The 15,540-nt window shown below is 61.2% G+C and carries 15 protein-coding genes and 3 pseudogenes; 6 read left to right on the top strand and 12 right to left on the bottom strand.

Annotation, left to right across the window (positions count from 1 at the left end; genetic code table 11):
• Nucleotides 1–236: 236 nt before the first annotated feature.
• From AAAC48_RS03370 to AAAC48_RS03400, 7 genes are read right to left on the bottom strand one after another with little or no spacing between them, the layout of a single operon-like run.
• Nucleotides 237–908 carry an RraA family protein gene (locus tag AAAC48_RS03370; protein ID WP_340652815.1) on the bottom strand — a complete coding sequence of 224 codons (672 nt, stop codon included), beginning with the start codon at nucleotides 906–908 and terminating at the stop codon, nucleotides 237–239.
• A gap of 29 nt (nucleotides 909–937) precedes the next feature.
• Nucleotides 938–1,942 carry a C-terminal binding protein gene (locus AAAC48_RS03375; protein ID WP_340652816.1) on the bottom strand — a complete coding sequence of 335 codons (1,005 nt, stop codon included), beginning with the start codon at nucleotides 1,940–1,942 and terminating at the stop codon, nucleotides 938–940.
• Nucleotides 1,943–1,956: 14 nt separating this feature from the next.
• The gene (locus AAAC48_RS03380) at nucleotides 1,957–2,451 is read right to left on the bottom strand and encodes a lactoylglutathione lyase family protein (RefSeq protein ID WP_340652817.1); all 495 of its coding nucleotides are present in this window, start codon (nucleotides 2,449–2,451) and stop codon (nucleotides 1,957–1,959) included.
• A complete protein-coding gene (locus AAAC48_RS03385) occupies nucleotides 2,448–3,455 on the bottom strand; it encodes an ABC transporter permease (protein WP_340652818.1) in 1,008 nt (335 codons plus the stop codon). Before AAAC48_RS03385 ends, AAAC48_RS03380 begins: the two co-directional genes overlap by 4 nt.
• Nucleotides 3,452–4,954, bottom strand: a complete 1,503-nt coding sequence (locus AAAC48_RS03390) for a sugar ABC transporter ATP-binding protein (RefSeq protein ID WP_340652819.1) — start codon at nucleotides 4,952–4,954, stop codon at nucleotides 3,452–3,454. Before AAAC48_RS03390 ends, AAAC48_RS03385 begins: the two co-directional genes overlap by 4 nt.
• A 54-nt stretch (nucleotides 4,955–5,008) precedes the next feature.
• Entirely contained in the window at nucleotides 5,009–6,034 is a 1,026-nt protein-coding gene (locus tag AAAC48_RS03395) for a sugar ABC transporter substrate-binding protein (protein ID WP_340652820.1), read from the bottom strand.
• A gap of 32 nt (nucleotides 6,035–6,066) precedes the next feature.
• Nucleotides 6,067–6,939 (bottom strand): SMP-30/gluconolactonase/LRE family protein, encoded by an 873-nt coding sequence (locus AAAC48_RS03400; protein ID WP_340652821.1) that lies wholly within the window; start codon nucleotides 6,937–6,939, stop codon nucleotides 6,067–6,069.
• A gap of 79 nt (nucleotides 6,940–7,018) precedes the next feature.
• Here AAAC48_RS03400 and AAAC48_RS03405 point away from each other — a divergent pair, with 79 nt between their 5' ends.
• From AAAC48_RS03405 to AAAC48_RS03420, 4 genes are read left to right on the top strand one after another with little or no spacing between them, the layout of a single operon-like run.
• On the top strand, nucleotides 7,019–7,753 hold the full coding sequence (locus tag AAAC48_RS03405) for a GntR family transcriptional regulator (protein ID WP_340652822.1): 735 nt from the start codon (nucleotides 7,019–7,021) through the stop codon (nucleotides 7,751–7,753).
• Nucleotides 7,753–9,264 (top strand): sugar ABC transporter ATP-binding protein, encoded by a 1,512-nt coding sequence (locus AAAC48_RS03410; RefSeq protein ID WP_340652823.1) that lies wholly within the window; start codon nucleotides 7,753–7,755, stop codon nucleotides 9,262–9,264. Before AAAC48_RS03405 ends, AAAC48_RS03410 begins: the two co-directional genes overlap by 1 nt.
• Nucleotides 9,261–10,250, top strand: coding sequence for an ABC transporter permease (locus AAAC48_RS03415; RefSeq protein WP_340652824.1), 990 nt, complete (start codon nucleotides 9,261–9,263; stop codon nucleotides 10,248–10,250). Before AAAC48_RS03410 ends, AAAC48_RS03415 begins: the two co-directional genes overlap by 4 nt.
• Nucleotides 10,251–10,289: 39 nt before the next feature.
• Nucleotides 10,290–11,288 carry a substrate-binding domain-containing protein gene (locus tag AAAC48_RS03420; protein ID WP_340652825.1) on the top strand — a complete coding sequence of 333 codons (999 nt, stop codon included), beginning with the start codon at nucleotides 10,290–10,292 and terminating at the stop codon, nucleotides 11,286–11,288.
• Between the two features lie 187 nt (nucleotides 11,289–11,475).
• Here AAAC48_RS03420 and AAAC48_RS03425 read toward each other — a convergent pair.
• The 4 genes and pseudogenes from AAAC48_RS03425 to AAAC48_RS03440 all read right to left on the bottom strand — a co-directional run.
• Nucleotides 11,476–11,759 (bottom strand): annotated as a pseudogene (locus AAAC48_RS03425) (transposase family protein); the annotation flags it as partial.
• 23 nt (nucleotides 11,760–11,782) lie between these two features.
• Nucleotides 11,783–11,962: pseudogene (locus tag AAAC48_RS03430) on the bottom strand (hypothetical protein); the annotation flags it as partial.
• An 807-nt stretch (nucleotides 11,963–12,769) separates the two neighbouring features.
• On the bottom strand, nucleotides 12,770–13,207 hold the full coding sequence (locus AAAC48_RS03435) for a hypothetical protein (protein ID WP_340652826.1): 438 nt from the start codon (nucleotides 13,205–13,207) through the stop codon (nucleotides 12,770–12,772).
• A 453-nt stretch (nucleotides 13,208–13,660) separates the two neighbouring features.
• A complete protein-coding gene (locus tag AAAC48_RS03440; protein ID WP_340652827.1) occupies nucleotides 13,661–14,581 on the bottom strand; it encodes a cycloisomerase in 921 nt (306 codons plus the stop codon).
• A 301-nt stretch (nucleotides 14,582–14,882) separates the two neighbouring features.
• Between AAAC48_RS03440 and AAAC48_RS03445 the strand changes: the two genes are divergently transcribed.
• Both AAAC48_RS03445 and AAAC48_RS03450 read left to right on the top strand, forming a co-directional pair.
• Nucleotides 14,883–15,032, top strand: a complete 150-nt coding sequence (locus tag AAAC48_RS03445; RefSeq protein WP_340652829.1) for a hypothetical protein — start codon at nucleotides 14,883–14,885, stop codon at nucleotides 15,030–15,032.
• A gap of 45 nt (nucleotides 15,033–15,077) precedes the next feature.
• Nucleotides 15,078–15,158: pseudogene (locus AAAC48_RS03450) on the top strand (DDE-type integrase/transposase/recombinase); the annotation flags it as partial.
• A gap of 186 nt (nucleotides 15,159–15,344) precedes the next feature.
• Here the strand turns inward: AAAC48_RS03450 and AAAC48_RS03455 are convergent.
• A partial coding sequence (locus tag AAAC48_RS03455; protein ID WP_340652828.1) for a hypothetical protein occupies nucleotides 15,345–15,540 on the bottom strand: 196 nt, incomplete at its 5' end.

Below are 15,540 nucleotides of genomic sequence, written 5' to 3' on the forward strand. Positions count from 1 at the left end.
GGTACGCATATTTTTTTCTGGCAAAAGTAGTAGGGATATCGCTCACTATTTTGGCTCGTCGACCAGGCCCCTCCCATTGGATGCCGGCACTTCTCGCATGTAATGAATCCTCTAAGTGGGAAATCAGCGTTTATGGTGACAACGCCATCCTCGCTTCTCAATTAGCCGCAATTTGTCTCAAGGGCGCTGATGTTGGACAATCTAGGCCGAAGTCCGGCTGGCGGCGGCTCTCTCGCTCACAGCCGACCGAATTCCTCGAGCAGGTCTTCGAGCGTCTTTCCTTGCGCCACCCGCTCGCGGGTCTTCTGTTCGCGTTCCGCCTGCTCGTGCGCCGCCTCGAGCACCGTTTCCGCACGGTCCAGGGGAACGACAGTCACGCCGATCGTGTCGGCGATGACGAAATCTCCAGGGTTGACGGTGACCCCGCCGCACTGGATTGCCACGTTGATGGAGAGCTCGTCTTTCCGGCCTGAATACATGGTATGGGTTCCGCGGGGGGTAATGGTGCGAGTCCAGATTGGCCAGCCGATGACCTGCAACTCGTCGACGTCGCGGCCCGCGCCATCAATGATCATGCCGCGAATGCCGCGATTGCGGGCAAGACCGCCCATCAGGCCGCCGCAGACAGAAGTCTGGCGATCGCCGCCCGCGTCGACCACGATCACGTCTCCTTCCGCGCTCATCTCAATCGCCCTCAGCGGATCGACGAGGTCCCCGGGCGAGAGCTGGACCGTGACTGCCTGGCCGACGATCCGTGCCGGGAACGCGGGCTTGATTTCCGAATCCATGACTCCCTGGCGGTATTGCGAGTCGGCGAAGACGCACGACGCGCTATAGCACTTCGCTACCACTTCGAACTTCCGGAGGAGTACCGGATCGCGTTGGAAATCGTTGAACAATTTCAACATCGGAGCTTCCTTTCAGGCCATGCCAAGCATCACCGCGCGCCTGGCTCGGGCGCCACCTCATTCACCGGATTGAGCGGCCGCTCGCCCCTGAGCACACGGGCGACCTCGGATGCGGCGGTCTCGCGCGCGAGCCGGATCGACTCCTCGGAATAATACGCGACATGCGAGGTGACGATCACGTTGTCGAGCGAGAATAGCGGATTGTCGGCAGGGCTCCAAGCCCTCAGCTTCGCGGGTTCTTCCTCGATATCGTCCAGTCCGGCGCCGGCGATATGGCCCTCGGTCAGCGCTTGGCATAGCGCCCGGCTGTCGATGGTCGGGCCGCGGCCGGTATTGACGATGATAGCGCCCCACTTCATTCGCGCGAACTCCGCCTCGCCGAGGAAATAATGCGTTTCGGGGGTCATCGGCACCTGCATCATCAGATAATCTGAGCGTTGAAGGATCTCCTCTTTGCCGACCCGCCCGACGCCCAGCGCTTCGGCGACGCCTTCCGCGAGGTATGGATCGTAGGCGATGATCGCCACGCCGAACGCCTTGGCGCGCCGTGCGATCGCCTGGCCGATCTTTCCGAAGGAGACGATGCCCATGACGCGGCCATCGAGCCGGTGGACGGGTTGGCCCTCCTGCCAGCGCCAGATACCTTTGTGCGTCGCCGAATTGTACTTGAAGAGCTTGCGGGCGAGCGCCAGCCACAGCGCAATGGCGTGGTCGGCTACTTCATCGGTGCAATAGTCGCGGACATTGGTGACCAGAATGCCCTTTCTCGTTGCGGCTTCGACGTCGACGATATCGATGCCGACGCCGTAGCGCGCGATCACCCGGCAGCGCTCCATCTGGGCGATGGTGGCTGCTCCGACGCGGGCATACTGATTGATGACCGCATCGCAGTCGCGCACCTCCTCGAAGAGTTCCTCTTCGGACTTTGCCTGCAGCGCGACAATGCGGGCGCCGGCCGATTCGAGGATGGATTGCTCGATATCGAGATCGCCATAGTCGTGGTCGGTGATGACGACCTTGGGTTTGCGCGCCATGCCCGGCTCCTTTTTCAAACGTAAGCGCCGGCCGAGTAGGTGAGCTCATAGGAGTGGCTGTAGAGCTCGATGATATTGCCGAAGGGGTCCTCGCAATAGACCATTCGGTAGGGCTTCTGGCCAGGATAGTACGAGCGCACCTGCTTCATCCGCTGGCGGCCGCCGTGGGACTCGATGATCTTCACGCGCGCTTCGAGGTCCTCGTCCTGCAGGCAGAAGTGGAAGAGGCCCGGCCGCCAATATTCGAACGGCTTCTGCTCGGGCTCGGTTTTCGGAAATTCGAACAGCTCGACGCCGATGCCGTCGCCCGTCGAGAGGTGAGCGATGCGAAAGCTTCCCCAACCGGAACCGAATACGTCATCGCACATCTGGCCGATGGCACTGTCGTCCTGACGGATTTCGGTCGGCGGCATGATCAAGTAGAGGCCGAAGGCCTTCGAGTAGAACTCGACTGCCTTCTCGAGATCAGGCACGGTGATGCCGACATGCGAAAACGTGATGGCGGTCATTGAGCTTTCCTCCTTTTCTGCCGTTCGCGTCGTATCAATCGAAGCGGGCCGATGGCCCAGACCAACGTGCGGCTGAGCTCGCCGCGCCACATGTCGATCCCCACAGCCAGCACGATGATCACGCCGATCACGACATTCTGCGTCGATGTCGCCACCGCGTTCAGGTTCAATCCATTCTGGACGATGGTCACCGTCAGCGCGCCGAACAGCGTGGCCACCATGTCGCCGCGGCCGCCGGCCAGGCTGGCGCCGCCGATCACGGCCGCCGCAATCGCCTGCAATTCGAGGCCGACGCCGTAATTGGGCGAGCCGGAATTCAGGCGCGCCGCCATCAGCACGGCTGCGACTGCCGCCATCAGCCCCGCTAGGGTGAAGGCGTAGAGCTGAACGCGGTGCACCTTGATGCCGGAAAGGCGCGCCGCATTGGCATTGCCCCCGACTGCATAGATCGAGCGCCCGAGCCGCGTGCGCCGCATCAGCCAGTGCGCCGCGGCGAAGAACAAAACAATGTAGAGGAGGGGGAGGGGAATGCCGAGAAGCCGCCCATAGAACAGAGGTTCTAGCCGATCTGATGCCTCGAACACCGGGGAGCCGTTGTTGAACATGAAGGCCATGCCACGATAGGCGCTCAAGCCGGCGAGCGTTGTGATGAAGGGAGGGATTCTGAGATAGGCCGTGATCGTTCCGTTGATGGCGCCGATGGCCGCCCCCGCTGCGAGCGCGAGCACAATGGCGGGCCAGAAGCCGAAACCCCAGAATTTCAACATCATCGCAAGGAGCATCGTCAGCAGCGCGATCGCCGATCCTGGGCTCAGATCGATACCCCCCGCGATGATAACCACCGTCGAACCGATCGCCACCAGCGCGACGATGCTTACCTGGAGAGCTAGATTGTTCAGATTGCCCGGCGTGAGAAAGCGATCAGTGGTGGACGCGACCAGAAGCGCAACCGCAAGCGTGGCGATCCCGGGGCCGACAAAGGGAAGTGAAAGCACGCGCCTCATGCCGCACCGCGCCTTTCTCTCGGACCCGCCAGCAGGTCGGTCTTGGTCAGGTCCTTTGCCTCGGCAATGCGCGTTATGCGGCCGCGGCGCACGATCGCCACGCGATCCGACATGGCGAGCAGCTCCTTTTCATCGGAGCTGATCAGAATGACGCCCTTGCCCGCCGCGGTCAGTTCGTTGATCAGCCGATAGATCGCCACCTTGGCGCCAATGTCGATACCCTTGGTAGGCTCGTCGAGAATGAACACCTCCGCGTTCGTGTTCAGCCATCGCGCGACGAGTATCTTCTGCTGGTTGCCCCCGGAAAGACGGCCAACCAGCTCGGACTCGGCGGCGCGGTTCACCTGCAGCCGGCGGATGAGGTCGGCGCTCACCTTGCGCTCCCGCCGGAGATCAAGCCAGAGGCCGCTGTCGAAATCACCGAGACTGGCGGCCGTGATGTTCTCGGATCCCGTAAAATTGAAGAACAGGCCGTCGATATTGCGATTTTCGGTGAGGAGCGTGATACCTGCGGTGATGGCTTGCGCGGGGTTGCGAATGAGCCGGACGCTGCCATGCAGCCGGATTTCTCCGCCGGCGATCGGTTCGACGCCGAACAGGGCGCGCGCGATCGCGCTGCGACCAGAGCCGAGAGTCCCGCCGAATCCGAGCACTTCGCCGCGGTGCAGAGAGAAATTTACATTCCGGAGGCGATCGGTCGAGATGTCGCACGCCTCCAGAAGCACATCACCCCTTCCGCCGCGGACCTTCGGGTACTGCTCCTCGACATCCTTGCCGATCATGAGGGCAATGATGGCGGCAATATCGAGCGGCGTCTGCCCGGCCGCGCTCACGACACAGCCGTTGCGCATCACCGTCACCACATCGCAAAGATCGAGGACTTCATCGAGACGGTGCGAGACGTAGAGAATGGCTGCTCCGTTCCTGCGCGCCCGCCGGAGAAGACCGTGAAGATGCTCGACCTCCACTATGCCGAGCGCGGTGGTCGGCTCGTCGAGGACGATGACGCTCGCCTTGGCTGCCATCGCCTTTGCAATCTCGACAAGCTGCTGCTGGGCGACCGGCAGGTCGCCGACTGTTGCGTTCGGGGAGATGGTGAGTTCGAGATCGGTCAAGACCTGGCGCGCCGCATCGCGCATCGTGCGCCAGTCGACGCTCAGGGCGCAGCCCGGCCAGCGTCCGAGAAAAACGTTCTCGGCCACCGTGAGATCGGGCACGAGGGAGAACTCCTGGAAGACCGTGGCAATTCCAAGCGAGCGGGCCACCGGAGTGCCGCGTAGCACGACGGGCGTGCCATCATGCAGGATCGTGCCGGAATCCGGCTGGTGCGCGCCACAGAGCGCCCGGATCAGCGTCGACTTGCCGCTGCCGTTCTCACCCACCAGCCCATGTATCTGACGCCTGCGCAAAGCGAGCGAGACATTGTCGTTCGCGAGCACAGTCCCGAAGGTCTTGCACACGCCCTGTAGCTCCCAGGCGATGTCCTCAGATGCGTTCATTATGTTTCACCGCAGCCTCAGGTCTTCGGAGGCGATCCGCAACGCTCCCACGCTTCAATATTCCTTCGACGGCTTCGGATAGAGCTTCTCCGGATGCCGCAGGACGTCGACAACGTTGTTCTTGTCGACGATCTGGGTCGGGGTCTCGACCCAGCCGCCCGGATATTTGTTGTCGAGGATGTCCGCGGTGACCGCGAGCGCAATCTGGCCCATCACAAAGGGCGTAGTGTCCACGGTCGCGGTGACGTTACCGGAGGCGATCTGCTCGAGGCCGGCGCCGGTGTCGCCATCGTTGCCGAAGAGCAAGAGATCCGTCCGGCCGAGCGCCTTTGCGGCCTGCGCAGCGCCCATGATCTCGTAATCGTTAGCGGCGAAGATCAGTTGGGTCTCCGGATGGGCCTGCAGCATGTCCATGGCGGCGGCGTTGCCGCCCTCGACGTTCCACTTGCCGTCTAGACTGGCAATCACCTTGAAGTCCGAACCCTTGATTGCGTCGAGAAAACCGCCGACCCGTTCGGTCGAGTGATAGCCCGGCTGTCCTTCGAGAATGCCCACCATCATCGGCTTTCCGTCCGCCAGTTTGAGAGCGTATTCGCCGATCTTGTGCGTGCCGTTGCGCTGCGAATAGCCGACCACGCCATGGACCGGTGCTGGGAAGTCGGCGATATCCGAATTCACGATAACCACCGCGATGCCGGCATCGACCGCTCGCTTGACCAGGGGAGCGGCGGCATGCTCGTCATGCGTGGACAGGATAATGGCCTTGACGCCTTGCGTGATGACGTCCTGAAGCATGCCCATCTGGCCGTTGATGTCGGCGCCGCTTTGCGGCGCGAGCATGAAGGTTCCGATGCCCCGCTTGGCGGCGTCGTCCTTGATGCCTTCGCCGATCGCAATGTAGTAGTTGAATTCGGTGGCCGGCGGCATATAGGCGATGCGCGCGCCTTTTGATCCCTTGAAATCCTTGATGGGAGCCTGTGCCGAAGCCGCGAGCGGATTCGGCGCCGGATAAGATGATTCCTGCGCCGACGCGCCGCCGATTACAAAGCCTATTGCCAGTGCCAGGCCGGCTGCCAGCAATTTTCTTTCGGTTTTCATGACGTTCCTCCTTGTCAGCCGGCGAACGGAGCGTCCACGAGGCCGCGCACGCCGGGCTTGAACGCGAAGAGCGAGCCGGCCATTGGCTCTTGCGCGAGTTGATCCGGCGTCATCTCAAGTTGCGATGTGGTGATGTAGAGCGTGTCGAGCTCCGGCCCTCCGAAGGCGCAGCATGTGGGCTTCAGCACCGGCATCTCGATGACCCGGTCGATGGTTCCGTCGGGTAGGAGGCGCACAAGGCGCCGGCCCTCCCATACGGCGTTCCATACGGCGCCCTCAGCATCGACGCAGGAGCCGTCCGGAATCCCCGGTTCGTCCGCGAACTCCTTGAGCACACGCCGGTTGGACGGGAGTCCGGCCCGGATATCATAGTCGTAGACCCAGATCGTGCCGGCGAACGAGTCGGCGAAATACATCCTCCGCCCGTCCGCTGCGAAGCAGGTGCTGTTGGCGCAACCGACGTCGGTGATGATGGTCGACACCGACCCGTCGGGATCGACCCGGATGACCGTCGACGTCGGCGTCTGCGAGCCCTCGTTCATGCCGCCGGCGACGAAACGGCCCTGACGATCTGTGCGCCCGTCGTTCAGACGCGTTTCCGGATTTTCGGGCTCGAAGCAATAAAAGGGGGAAATCGCGCCGCTCTCCGGATCGAAGAAGGCGACCTCCTTGGCGAAAGCGACGATGAAGCCTCCCCGGCGGCGAGGGGCGAAGCAGCACACGCGGTCGGGCATCGGGATCGAAGTGGCCTTGCCCGATCTCGGCTCAAACCACCAAAGATGCCTGCCGTGAATATCGGTCCACCAGACGCGGCCATCCTTATCGTTCCACAGTATGCCCTCGCCATGGAGGTTGCGGCAGTCGAGGAGAAGCTCAGCCCTGTCCACGCCTTCCTCCCTCGGGATCTTCCCCGATGCGGCCGCTCCCGCAGTCGCTATTGTTGTTTGTTCTGGTGTCTGGTATATCATGTTTCAGATGGCAGACAATCCCAAATCCGACGGCCGGTCCCGCGTCAGGCGCATCGAGCGCCCGAAATCGCTGGCGGAAACCGTCCTGTCACATCTCCGCTCCTCGATCGTTCACGGGGATCTCGATCTCGGACAGCCATTGTCGGAGCGGCAGCTCGCGGACAGTCTCGGCGTTTCGAAGACCCCAGTGCGGGAGGCGCTCGCGCAGCTCCGCAACGAAGGCCTGGTATTGATCTACCCCCAGCGCGGCGCCTTCGTGTTCACGCTGAGCGCGCGCGAGGTCGCGGAAATCTGCGAATTCCGGACCGCGGTGGAGGCGGCCGCGCTGAAGCTGGCGATCTCGCGCAACCCCGACGCTTTCGCAGTCGATCTCGAGCCGATCGTGGCGGAAATGGCGGCTATGCAGCGGCGAGGCGATCGGCGCGCCTATCTTGAACTCGACACCCGTTTCCACGCCACCTTCTTCGAGCACTGCGGTAACAGCTATCTCCGCGATGCTTACGAACGCAATGTCGGCAAGATCGCTGCGCTGAGGACTCATCTGGCGACCAAGCCACTTCACACCAAAATGTCGTTCCAGGAGCATCGGCAGATGCTGGAGACCATCCGGTGCCGGGATGTTGCCGGGACGCTCGCCATCCTCGATGTCCATATCGGGCGGACGCGGCAAACCTATTCCGCCGGGATCGAGGATATCGCCGCGGCAGACGAGGAGGTTCCGGAGGCGATGTGATGACCGGGCCGCTCCTCCGCTTAAGCGGGATCTCGCGAACATTCGGAACGACCCGGGCGCTCTCCGATGTCCAATTCGAGCTGTTTGCCGGCGAAATTCATGCGCTTCTAGGCGAAAACGGCGCCGGAAAATCCACGCTCCTCGCCATACTGTCCGGTGTGGTTTCGCCCGACGCCGGTACGGTGGAGGTCGATGGCCGGCAAATCACCATCAATACCCCCGCGCGAGCGCGGGGGCTCGGCATTGCAACGGTCTTCCAGGACCTCAGCCTCGCCAACGCATTGACCGTCGCGGAGAATGTCTTTGCCGGGCGGGCGCCCACCATCGCAGGCTTCGTCCGCTGGCGCGAGCTTCGCCGGCGGACCCGCGATATCCTGTCGGCGTTCGGAATCGAGGTCGACGTCAACCGGCCCGTCGAGCGGTTGCCGGTCAGCATGCGCCAGCTCGTGGAGATCGCCAAGGCGCTATCCCTCAACTCTCGCATTCTCCTTCTCGACGAGCCGACCTCGGCGCTCGATACGGACGAGGTCGAGGCGCTTTTCCGCATCCTCCGCCGGCTCAAGGAGCGCGGGATCGGCATCGTCTATGTCAGCCATCGCATGGTCGAGGTGTTCCGCATCGCCGACCGGATCACCGTCTTGCGCGACGGACGGCGGGTGAGCACCCGGCCAACGGACGAAACCACGGTCGATGCGGTCGTCCAGGACATGGTCGGCCATCGCATTGCGGCACTGTCGGCCGAACCGGCCCGGGCAGTCGGCGCGGTCGCTCTCGAGGCCCGCGGCCTCGGGAGGCGAGGTGAGTTTTCCGGCATCGACCTCATCCTGTGCTTTGGCCAGGTGGTTGGGCTCGCGGGCCTGATGGGCGCTCGACGTAGCGAGCTAGCCCGTACGCTGGCGGGGGTCCTTCCGGCCCATTGCGGCACGATCGAGATCCGGGGATGCCAAGTGCGCCTTCATGATCTGCGCCGGGCGATGCGGCACGGCATCGCTTATGTGCCGGACGACCGGAAGGCGGAAGGGCTGTTCCTGCAGAAACCGGTTGCCGACAATGTCATCGTCACGGCGCTCGGGCGCTTCAGCCGGCTCGGATTGCTGAGGGCGACCGCGGGCCGCGAGGCGGCAAGGCGTGCGGTCGACCGCTTCCATATTCGCGTTCCCGGGCTCTCGGCCCCGGCGGCCGAGCTAAGCGGCGGCAACCAGCAAAAGCTGATGCTGGCGAAATGGCTGGAGACGGATCCGGCCATCCTCATCATCGACGAGCCGACCAAGGGTGTCGACATCAGCGCCAAGCAGGATATCCACCGGGAGATCCGCCGACTGGCAGCCCTCGGAACGGCCATCCTCATCGTCTCCTCCGATCTTCCCGAGATCTTCGCACTCGCCGACCGGATCGTCGTCATGCACCAGGGCCGAATGACGGGCGAGTTCGCAACTGCCAGTGCGACGGAGGAACTACTCATGGCTCTCGCTTCGGGCGTGAACCCCAACCACGAGGGAATTGCAGCGTGAACATCGAAGCCGCCGACCGCCGGGCAGTGCGGTCCGCCCATCGGCGGCTCCTCCAGCTTTTCGTCGAAACGCGCGAGCTGACGCTATTTGTCCTCATCATCGCGATCATCATTGGCATATGGCTTGCCTCGCCCTTTTTTCTTTCGATGGCGAATTTCCGGGCAATCACCATCGGCATGGCGCCGACCGCAATCATCGCCATCGGCATGACCATGCTGCTCGCGGCAGGCGGGTTCGACCTCTCGGTAGGCTCGGTGCTTGCGCTGGCCAGCACAGTTGTCGCTCTTCTTCTCATCAAAGGCGCGCCGATCCCGCTTGCGGTCACGGCCGCGCTCGCGCTCGGCGCCGGGATCGGCCTCGCCAACGGACTGGTCGTCACCCGGATCGGCGTGAACCCTCTCGTCGCGACTCTCGGCTCGATGTCGATCGCCCGCGGCATCGCGCTGGTCTTCACCGAAGGTTTTTCTCTCTCGAACCTACCGCCGGCGTTCGCCTGGGCGGGTAAGGCGCAGTTTCTTGGGATTCCCTTCCTTGTCTGGGCGACGCTCGTGCTGGTGATCGTCTTCGACCTCGCTATGCGCCATGCGAGCTTCTTCCGCCAGATCTACTACATTGGCTCGAACGAAAAGGCGGCGCGCCTCTCCGGCCTTCCCGTCGATGGCGTCCGCATCGTTGCCTATGTGCTTTCCGGTCTGCTCGCGGCGCTCGCCGGCGTGTTCCTCGCCTCGCGGCTGATGAGCGGCACGCCGACCGCCGGCAACGCGCTCGAACTGCAGGTGCTTGCCGCCGCCGTGATCGGCGGCGCCAGCCTTCGCGGCGGCGAAGGGACCATTCTTGGGGCCTTTCTCGGCGTCATCTTCGTTGCCCTCATTAACAACGCCATGACCATGCTCGCGGTATCGATCTACTGGCAGATGATCGTCACCGGCGCGGTACTCGTGGCCGCCGTCACGCTCGACATGCTCGTGCGCCGCGGAGAGGAATGAGCCGGGGGCCGACGGTCCCCACAAAAAGGAGGAAGCAAAATGACAATGCTTGATATGGATCGCCGCGACCTATTGAAGCTCGGGGGCGTCAGCCTGGCAGGGGCTGGCCTCGGCTTCGTGCCACGCTTCAGCAGCGAGGCGCTCGCCCAGGGAGCAGGAATGGAATACGTCTTCCTCTCCTGCGTCACGCAAGTGCCGTTCTGGGTCGATCACCGCAAGGCTCTTGACGATTGCGCGAAGCTGCTCGGCGTCACCGCGAGCTTCACCGGGCCGCTCGATTTTGACACCGCGGCCCAAGCGCGCCAACTCGACGAGCTGATAGCCAAGAAACCCGCGGGTCTGCTTATATTCCCCGGCGACGCCGCGGCGCTTGCGCTCGGCATCGACCGCGCGGTCGAGGCCGGCATACCCGTCGCCATGATCATCGGCGACGCGCCCGGTACGAAGCGCCTGATCTATCTTGGGATATCCAATCACGCGGCCGGCAAGGTCGGCGGCAAGATGCTGGCCGACGCGATCGGCGGAAAGGGCAAGGTACTGCTCGGATCCTTCCCGGCGCCTTCCGTGCTGGAGCGGGTGGAGGGCTACAAAGCCTATTTCAAGGACAGCGCGCCCGAGATCGAGGTGGTCGACGTCGTCAACGACAAGGCCGACCCTTCCTACGCGCCGACCGCCTACAGCCAGGCATTGCTTGCTCATCCCGACGTGGTCGGCATCGGCGGCACCGATGGCGACAGCGGCAAGGGCGCCGCCATCGCGGTTACCGAGATCGGGCGCCAGGGCAAGGTGAAGATAGTCGCCATGGACCGGAACGATGACATGCTGTCCTATATCGAGGACGGGACCATTGTCGGATCGGTTGTCCAAAAATCCTATGTCGAGGCGTTCCTTGCCGTGCATCTCCTCCACTGGCTCAACACCGGGGGCATGAAGGTAGTGCCGGACTACAAGGCCGCGGGCATCGATCCGCTGCCCGAGAAGGTCGAGACCGGGGTAATGCAACTCACCAAGGACAACGTCGCCCAGTTCAAGCATTAAATGTCCGGCTTTTTTATTTTACAATCATTCAGAACAGATCGCTTGCAGCTACGGGACAAACGATCGATTGAAAACCCTCGAAGAATTGGCCGAACGCCTTGCAGCTGCAGCGGTCGCAAAGAAACTGCTTCTAAAGAAGTCCGAAACCGAACGACCCTGACATAGTTGCGAAACGCGCCGAACGGGAAGCAACTGTCGGCAGTCGGTCGGTGAACGTTTGTCGTTCACATTTCTGATCCGCGCACCGCCAGCGGGTCGTCGAAGCCTCACCGTTACGGTTTTGCCCTGGACCGGCAGATCTTGAAGACTTCGGTTGGACCAGCCATGCCGATTTCGCGTCCGCTGTTCGCAATCGGGGCAAATGCCGAACGCTGGTCCGGCAGCAGAAACAACCCAGCTGTCATCATCCGTGAGCGCGACGCTCAGAACTTTAATCCCTGGGCCGGGTGACCATTTCGTTTTCGCTCGCATGCCCACCCATAGCGGCATCTTGTCTAACAGCGAATGAACCACATAAAGTGAGGAAGACCCTGATTAACGGGTCTTCCTGTGCGATCGATGAGCAGGGAGAGCGGCAATATCCGCGCACGCAAGAGGTCAATGCTTGCACGGCCATACATTCCGCGTTTGAGCGTTTTCAGCCGGTTGATTTGTCCTTCGGTCTGGCCATTGCTCTAGTGTGCGAGCAAAGCGCTGCACGGCGTAAATGCCGGATTGCTGGGCATCATCATGCCAGACCTCATCATTATCTTTGCTTTGTAAGATGCCCACAACCGGAACAAGGTTTTCACTCATGCCAGATCGCTCGCAGCCGGCGGCGCAGTAGTCATTTCGACCGGCAAAAGTGGACAGGCGAGCTATTTCCGATGCAGCATCTTAATCTGGTGCTGTACGTCTTCTAGCGCCTTGGCCAAGTAAATGATTGCGTCGCCCAAATGAGTGATTTGCGCGGACGTGTCAGTACCCGATTTGGCTAAGCGGGCGTGATACTGAGCCATGTTGGCATTCGACATTCGTTCCTCCCGTTGATGATTAAAGTACCCGGCACCGAGTGCGACAGTGCCGGGGTGTTGCGCTACTTCTTCTTATTTGGACGCTGAGTCAGGGCAGAAGCTGCTACAGTCTTTGCATGGCTTGCGGATCCGACAGTCGTGAGCCCGACTTGCCTTCGCTAATGTCTTGTCATCTTTCGCCTCGGCAGCAAGGCCTCCGATGCTTGGATTGGTGCGGAATGGGCCCGGCTTGGTTTTATTGACAATCGGTGCCGTTCTCTTGCTGTTCGGCGCGGCCACCTAACGACAGCTTTGACACCGACTACCCTACGACGCGAAAAACCGTTATCCCGTTGACGCTGCAGCTGTCACAGAAATTGGTCTGGCTGGTGTCGTCACGACCCTTGGCGCACGTGACAACCTGGTACTCCACGGGTGATTTGACGACCGGTGGCTGCTTCAACAATAACCCGACAAAGCAATGTCGCCTTATCGGGCGAACATCTGGTGCAACCAAGCGAAGATACTTGGCTGTTTCCAGGTAGGCAGCTTACGGACGTAATGCGCAGCCGTTGCGGCGTTCACCGTTGCGCCGAAATGGCAATAGCAGATGACCTTGTGCAATTGCCTGTCGGTCAGTTCGAAGAACCGCTTCGCTTCGCCGTAACTGTCATTTTTCAACCCGGCTGCCCGGAGGACAGGATCCTCGAAAGCGACCGAGATCGGTGAGCCGTCGCTACGCATGGCCGCGCGCGTCGTCGCCGGCTGATACTCGGTCTGGTGCAGCGTCGAAAGGCGCCGGTCAGGATTCTGTTCGAGGAGATACGCCCAGCGTTCAAGACGCTCGCTGCGCGACAGGACCCGGTACAGGTAGTCCTGATCAACCTCGGCGACGATCTGCAGCTGCTCGAGTGCATGGTGCTTCATTTTGGCCTCCTATTCGAACGATAGTTGGTCCGCCCATTTTCAATTTACACCCGAGGCAAGCGTGACTCCAGCATCATGAAGTCCAATTACGATGATGGCTCGAAGATTTCACGCGGGAAACGTGCAGGGCTTACAAAGGTTGTCTTGGGATACCCGAGTTACACCGCGCCATTGCTTTGTATGCACCGGCACTCGTATTGCTCGTGATCCTATTCTAGTGATGTGCATGCTGAGCATTGCGCCTGCATGCCGCCGCTGCTTTTTTGGTGTCGTCGCCTCATGTCACGCCAGCGGCGAGCACAGTGGTAAAAGCCTCGACGATCCGCAGAAGGAAGCGAGAAAAGCTGCTGTGACGGTCGAAAGAATAGGTGTCAGAGTGCTTATGAAGGTATTCTATTCTGATTGAATTTGGCTGCGCGACCCTGATTTGTCTTGCGTTCAAGGCGATCGGTTTCATTGCTCCTGCGTCGGGATCGGCGGCACCCGCACGACGATGATCGCGCGCAGAGCGCGGTCGATCGAATAAAGTATGCGCGGTTGTGTCGGGTCCCACCCGAAGGCCTGGCCGTGCCCGGGGATGATGATGGTCGCGACATGCCGCAAGACCGAGCCGGACTCGGGCAGGCGAAGGACGTAGAGTTCCGGGCGATCATGTCCCGTGACGTAGAGATAGTGGCCCGGCCCCCAGGCCCCGCCTGAAGCCGACATCGCGCCGAATGAATTGAGGACGGAAGTCGGAAACAGCCAAGTCTCTCGCCGCCGCCGCCGCCACCGCTCATCGTATCTGACGATTGTGGTCGACGATCCAGCCTTGTACGGATCTTGGGCGAAGCCGCCATAGGTCGCATAGCAGAGCCACCACGCACCCTCATGCCAAGCGGCCCAAGTCAGCGCGCCCGGCGTGATGCCCAGGCTGCGATGACCGACATGTTTCAGCGTCGCGGTATCGAATATCTCGATCGAACTTCTCGCCGGGCTATCCGGATAGTTCGAATGAGCGCAGACGAGGATCGCTTTCCGGATCGCGCAACTGTTCAGATGGACGATATCGCCGCTCGGGTCGGACCAGTTCGCCAACCTCCTGCCACTTGCCTTGTCGTATTTGGTGATCTGTGTGTTGGAGATCGCGTAGAATGCGTGCGCATTGACGGCGACGCCCTGAAATGCGTCAGGAACCGGAAAACGTCGAACTTCCCGTGCGTTCAACACGGGAGCCGCTGCGTCTGCTCCGGAGATGGCTTCGCCGGCATTGTCCGATGTAGCCAGAGACAACCCGGCGATGACGGCTCTCGCCAAGCCGCGGAAATACTGGCGGAATTTGGAAAGTGAACCATGAACCATCGCAAAGCCACACTTACAACCCGACTCGGCCATCTCGCATCACCACCAGGTCGGACGACAGCTTGAATTACTGGCTATGAAACGAAAGGCCAATGCCGCTGACGATCATGCCTGCAGAAAATGCTAGACGCCGAACCGACTTCAGAATGAAGATGAAGATCAAGGCTGGCAAGTGACACTTTGTTCGGCCATCGTAAAGGCAAAAGATTGTCCTTGTTGCGGTCGCTCAGTCCGCGCAGCACAAAGGTCTGGGCTGGCGTGATTCAGTCGGCTGCGCTCGTGAGACGAAAAATGCCGCGATGAAAGTCCAAAGACCGAATCGGGTGGAGGTCGTGTGAAAACGCGATTGCAGATTGCGTATGACGGCCGCTGTTTTGAGCGTGGCAGCGATGAGGCAGCTGGCAGGCGGGGCGTGGATCAGGCGGCGATTGCCGTCATCAGCGGCTTGACGCCGAAGATGTTGATCATGCACTTCATGTTGTAGGCGAGCACCTGCAAGCTCATCTCGATTTTGACCTTTTCGAGGGTCCTGGATGAGGTCGTGATTTCCATCGGTGGCCGAAAGCACTGGCTGTGGCGCGCCGTTGACCAGGATGGATATATTCTCGACGAAATCGGGTTCCGTCGCAAATTTTTAGGTGGCCCGCGAAAATGGCCGGAGTCCTCCGCTAAAGGCGGAACAGTAACGACGGCACAAAGGTCCCCCCACCAGCACCAGCCGCTCCTGTTCCGCTTTTTTTGAGGAGCCGTCGCCATCTTGTGCGGTCTACTGCGGTGCGGCGAGGATCAGCTCGCATCATCCGGGACCCTTGGCCTCGCTTAGAAGCTTTATGAGTTCTTCTAATTTCCGGATTTTCTCACCTTCCCCAGCAATGAGTTGCCTATTCATCGCAATCTCACCGGTGTTATCCTGAATAGTTTGTAGCTCAGATATTCTTATCTCTAACGTGGCGATGTTCTGAAGGTGTACGTTAATCTGCGCGTTATAAGAC

It is taken from the genome of Phyllobacterium sp., assembly GCF_037994405.1.
Taxonomy (GTDB): Bacteria; Pseudomonadota; Alphaproteobacteria; order Rhizobiales; family Rhizobiaceae; genus Phyllobacterium.

Bases quoted from the DNA above. Each gene is read 5' to 3' on its own strand.
- AAAC48_RS03420 (WP_340652825.1), top strand. From the start codon at position 10,290: ATGACAATGCTTGATATGGATCGCCGCGACCTATTGAAGCTCGGGGGC.
- AAAC48_RS03405 (WP_340652822.1), top strand. From the start codon at position 7,019: ATGTTTCAGATGGCAGACAATCCCAAATCCGACGGCCGGTCCCGCGTC.
- AAAC48_RS03370 (WP_340652815.1), bottom strand. From the start codon at position 908: ATGTTGAAATTGTTCAACGATTTCCAACGCGATCCGGTACTCCTCCGG.
- AAAC48_RS03435 (WP_340652826.1), bottom strand. From the start codon at position 13,207: ATGAAGCACCATGCACTCGAGCAGCTGCAGATCGTCGCCGAGGTTGAT.
- AAAC48_RS03440 (WP_340652827.1), bottom strand. From the start codon at position 14,581: ATGGCCGAGTCGGGTTGTAAGTGTGGCTTTGCGATGGTTCATGGTTCA.
- AAAC48_RS03390 (WP_340652819.1), bottom strand. From the start codon at position 4,954: ATGAACGCATCTGAGGACATCGCCTGGGAGCTACAGGGCGTGTGCAAG.
- AAAC48_RS03380 (WP_340652817.1), bottom strand. From the start codon at position 2,451: ATGACCGCCATCACGTTTTCGCATGTCGGCATCACCGTGCCTGATCTC.
- AAAC48_RS03385 (WP_340652818.1), bottom strand. From the start codon at position 3,455: ATGAGGCGCGTGCTTTCACTTCCCTTTGTCGGCCCCGGGATCGCCACG.
- AAAC48_RS03410 (WP_340652823.1), top strand. From the start codon at position 7,753: ATGACCGGGCCGCTCCTCCGCTTAAGCGGGATCTCGCGAACATTCGGA.
- AAAC48_RS03375 (WP_340652816.1), bottom strand. From the start codon at position 1,942: ATGGCGCGCAAACCCAAGGTCGTCATCACCGACCACGACTATGGCGAT.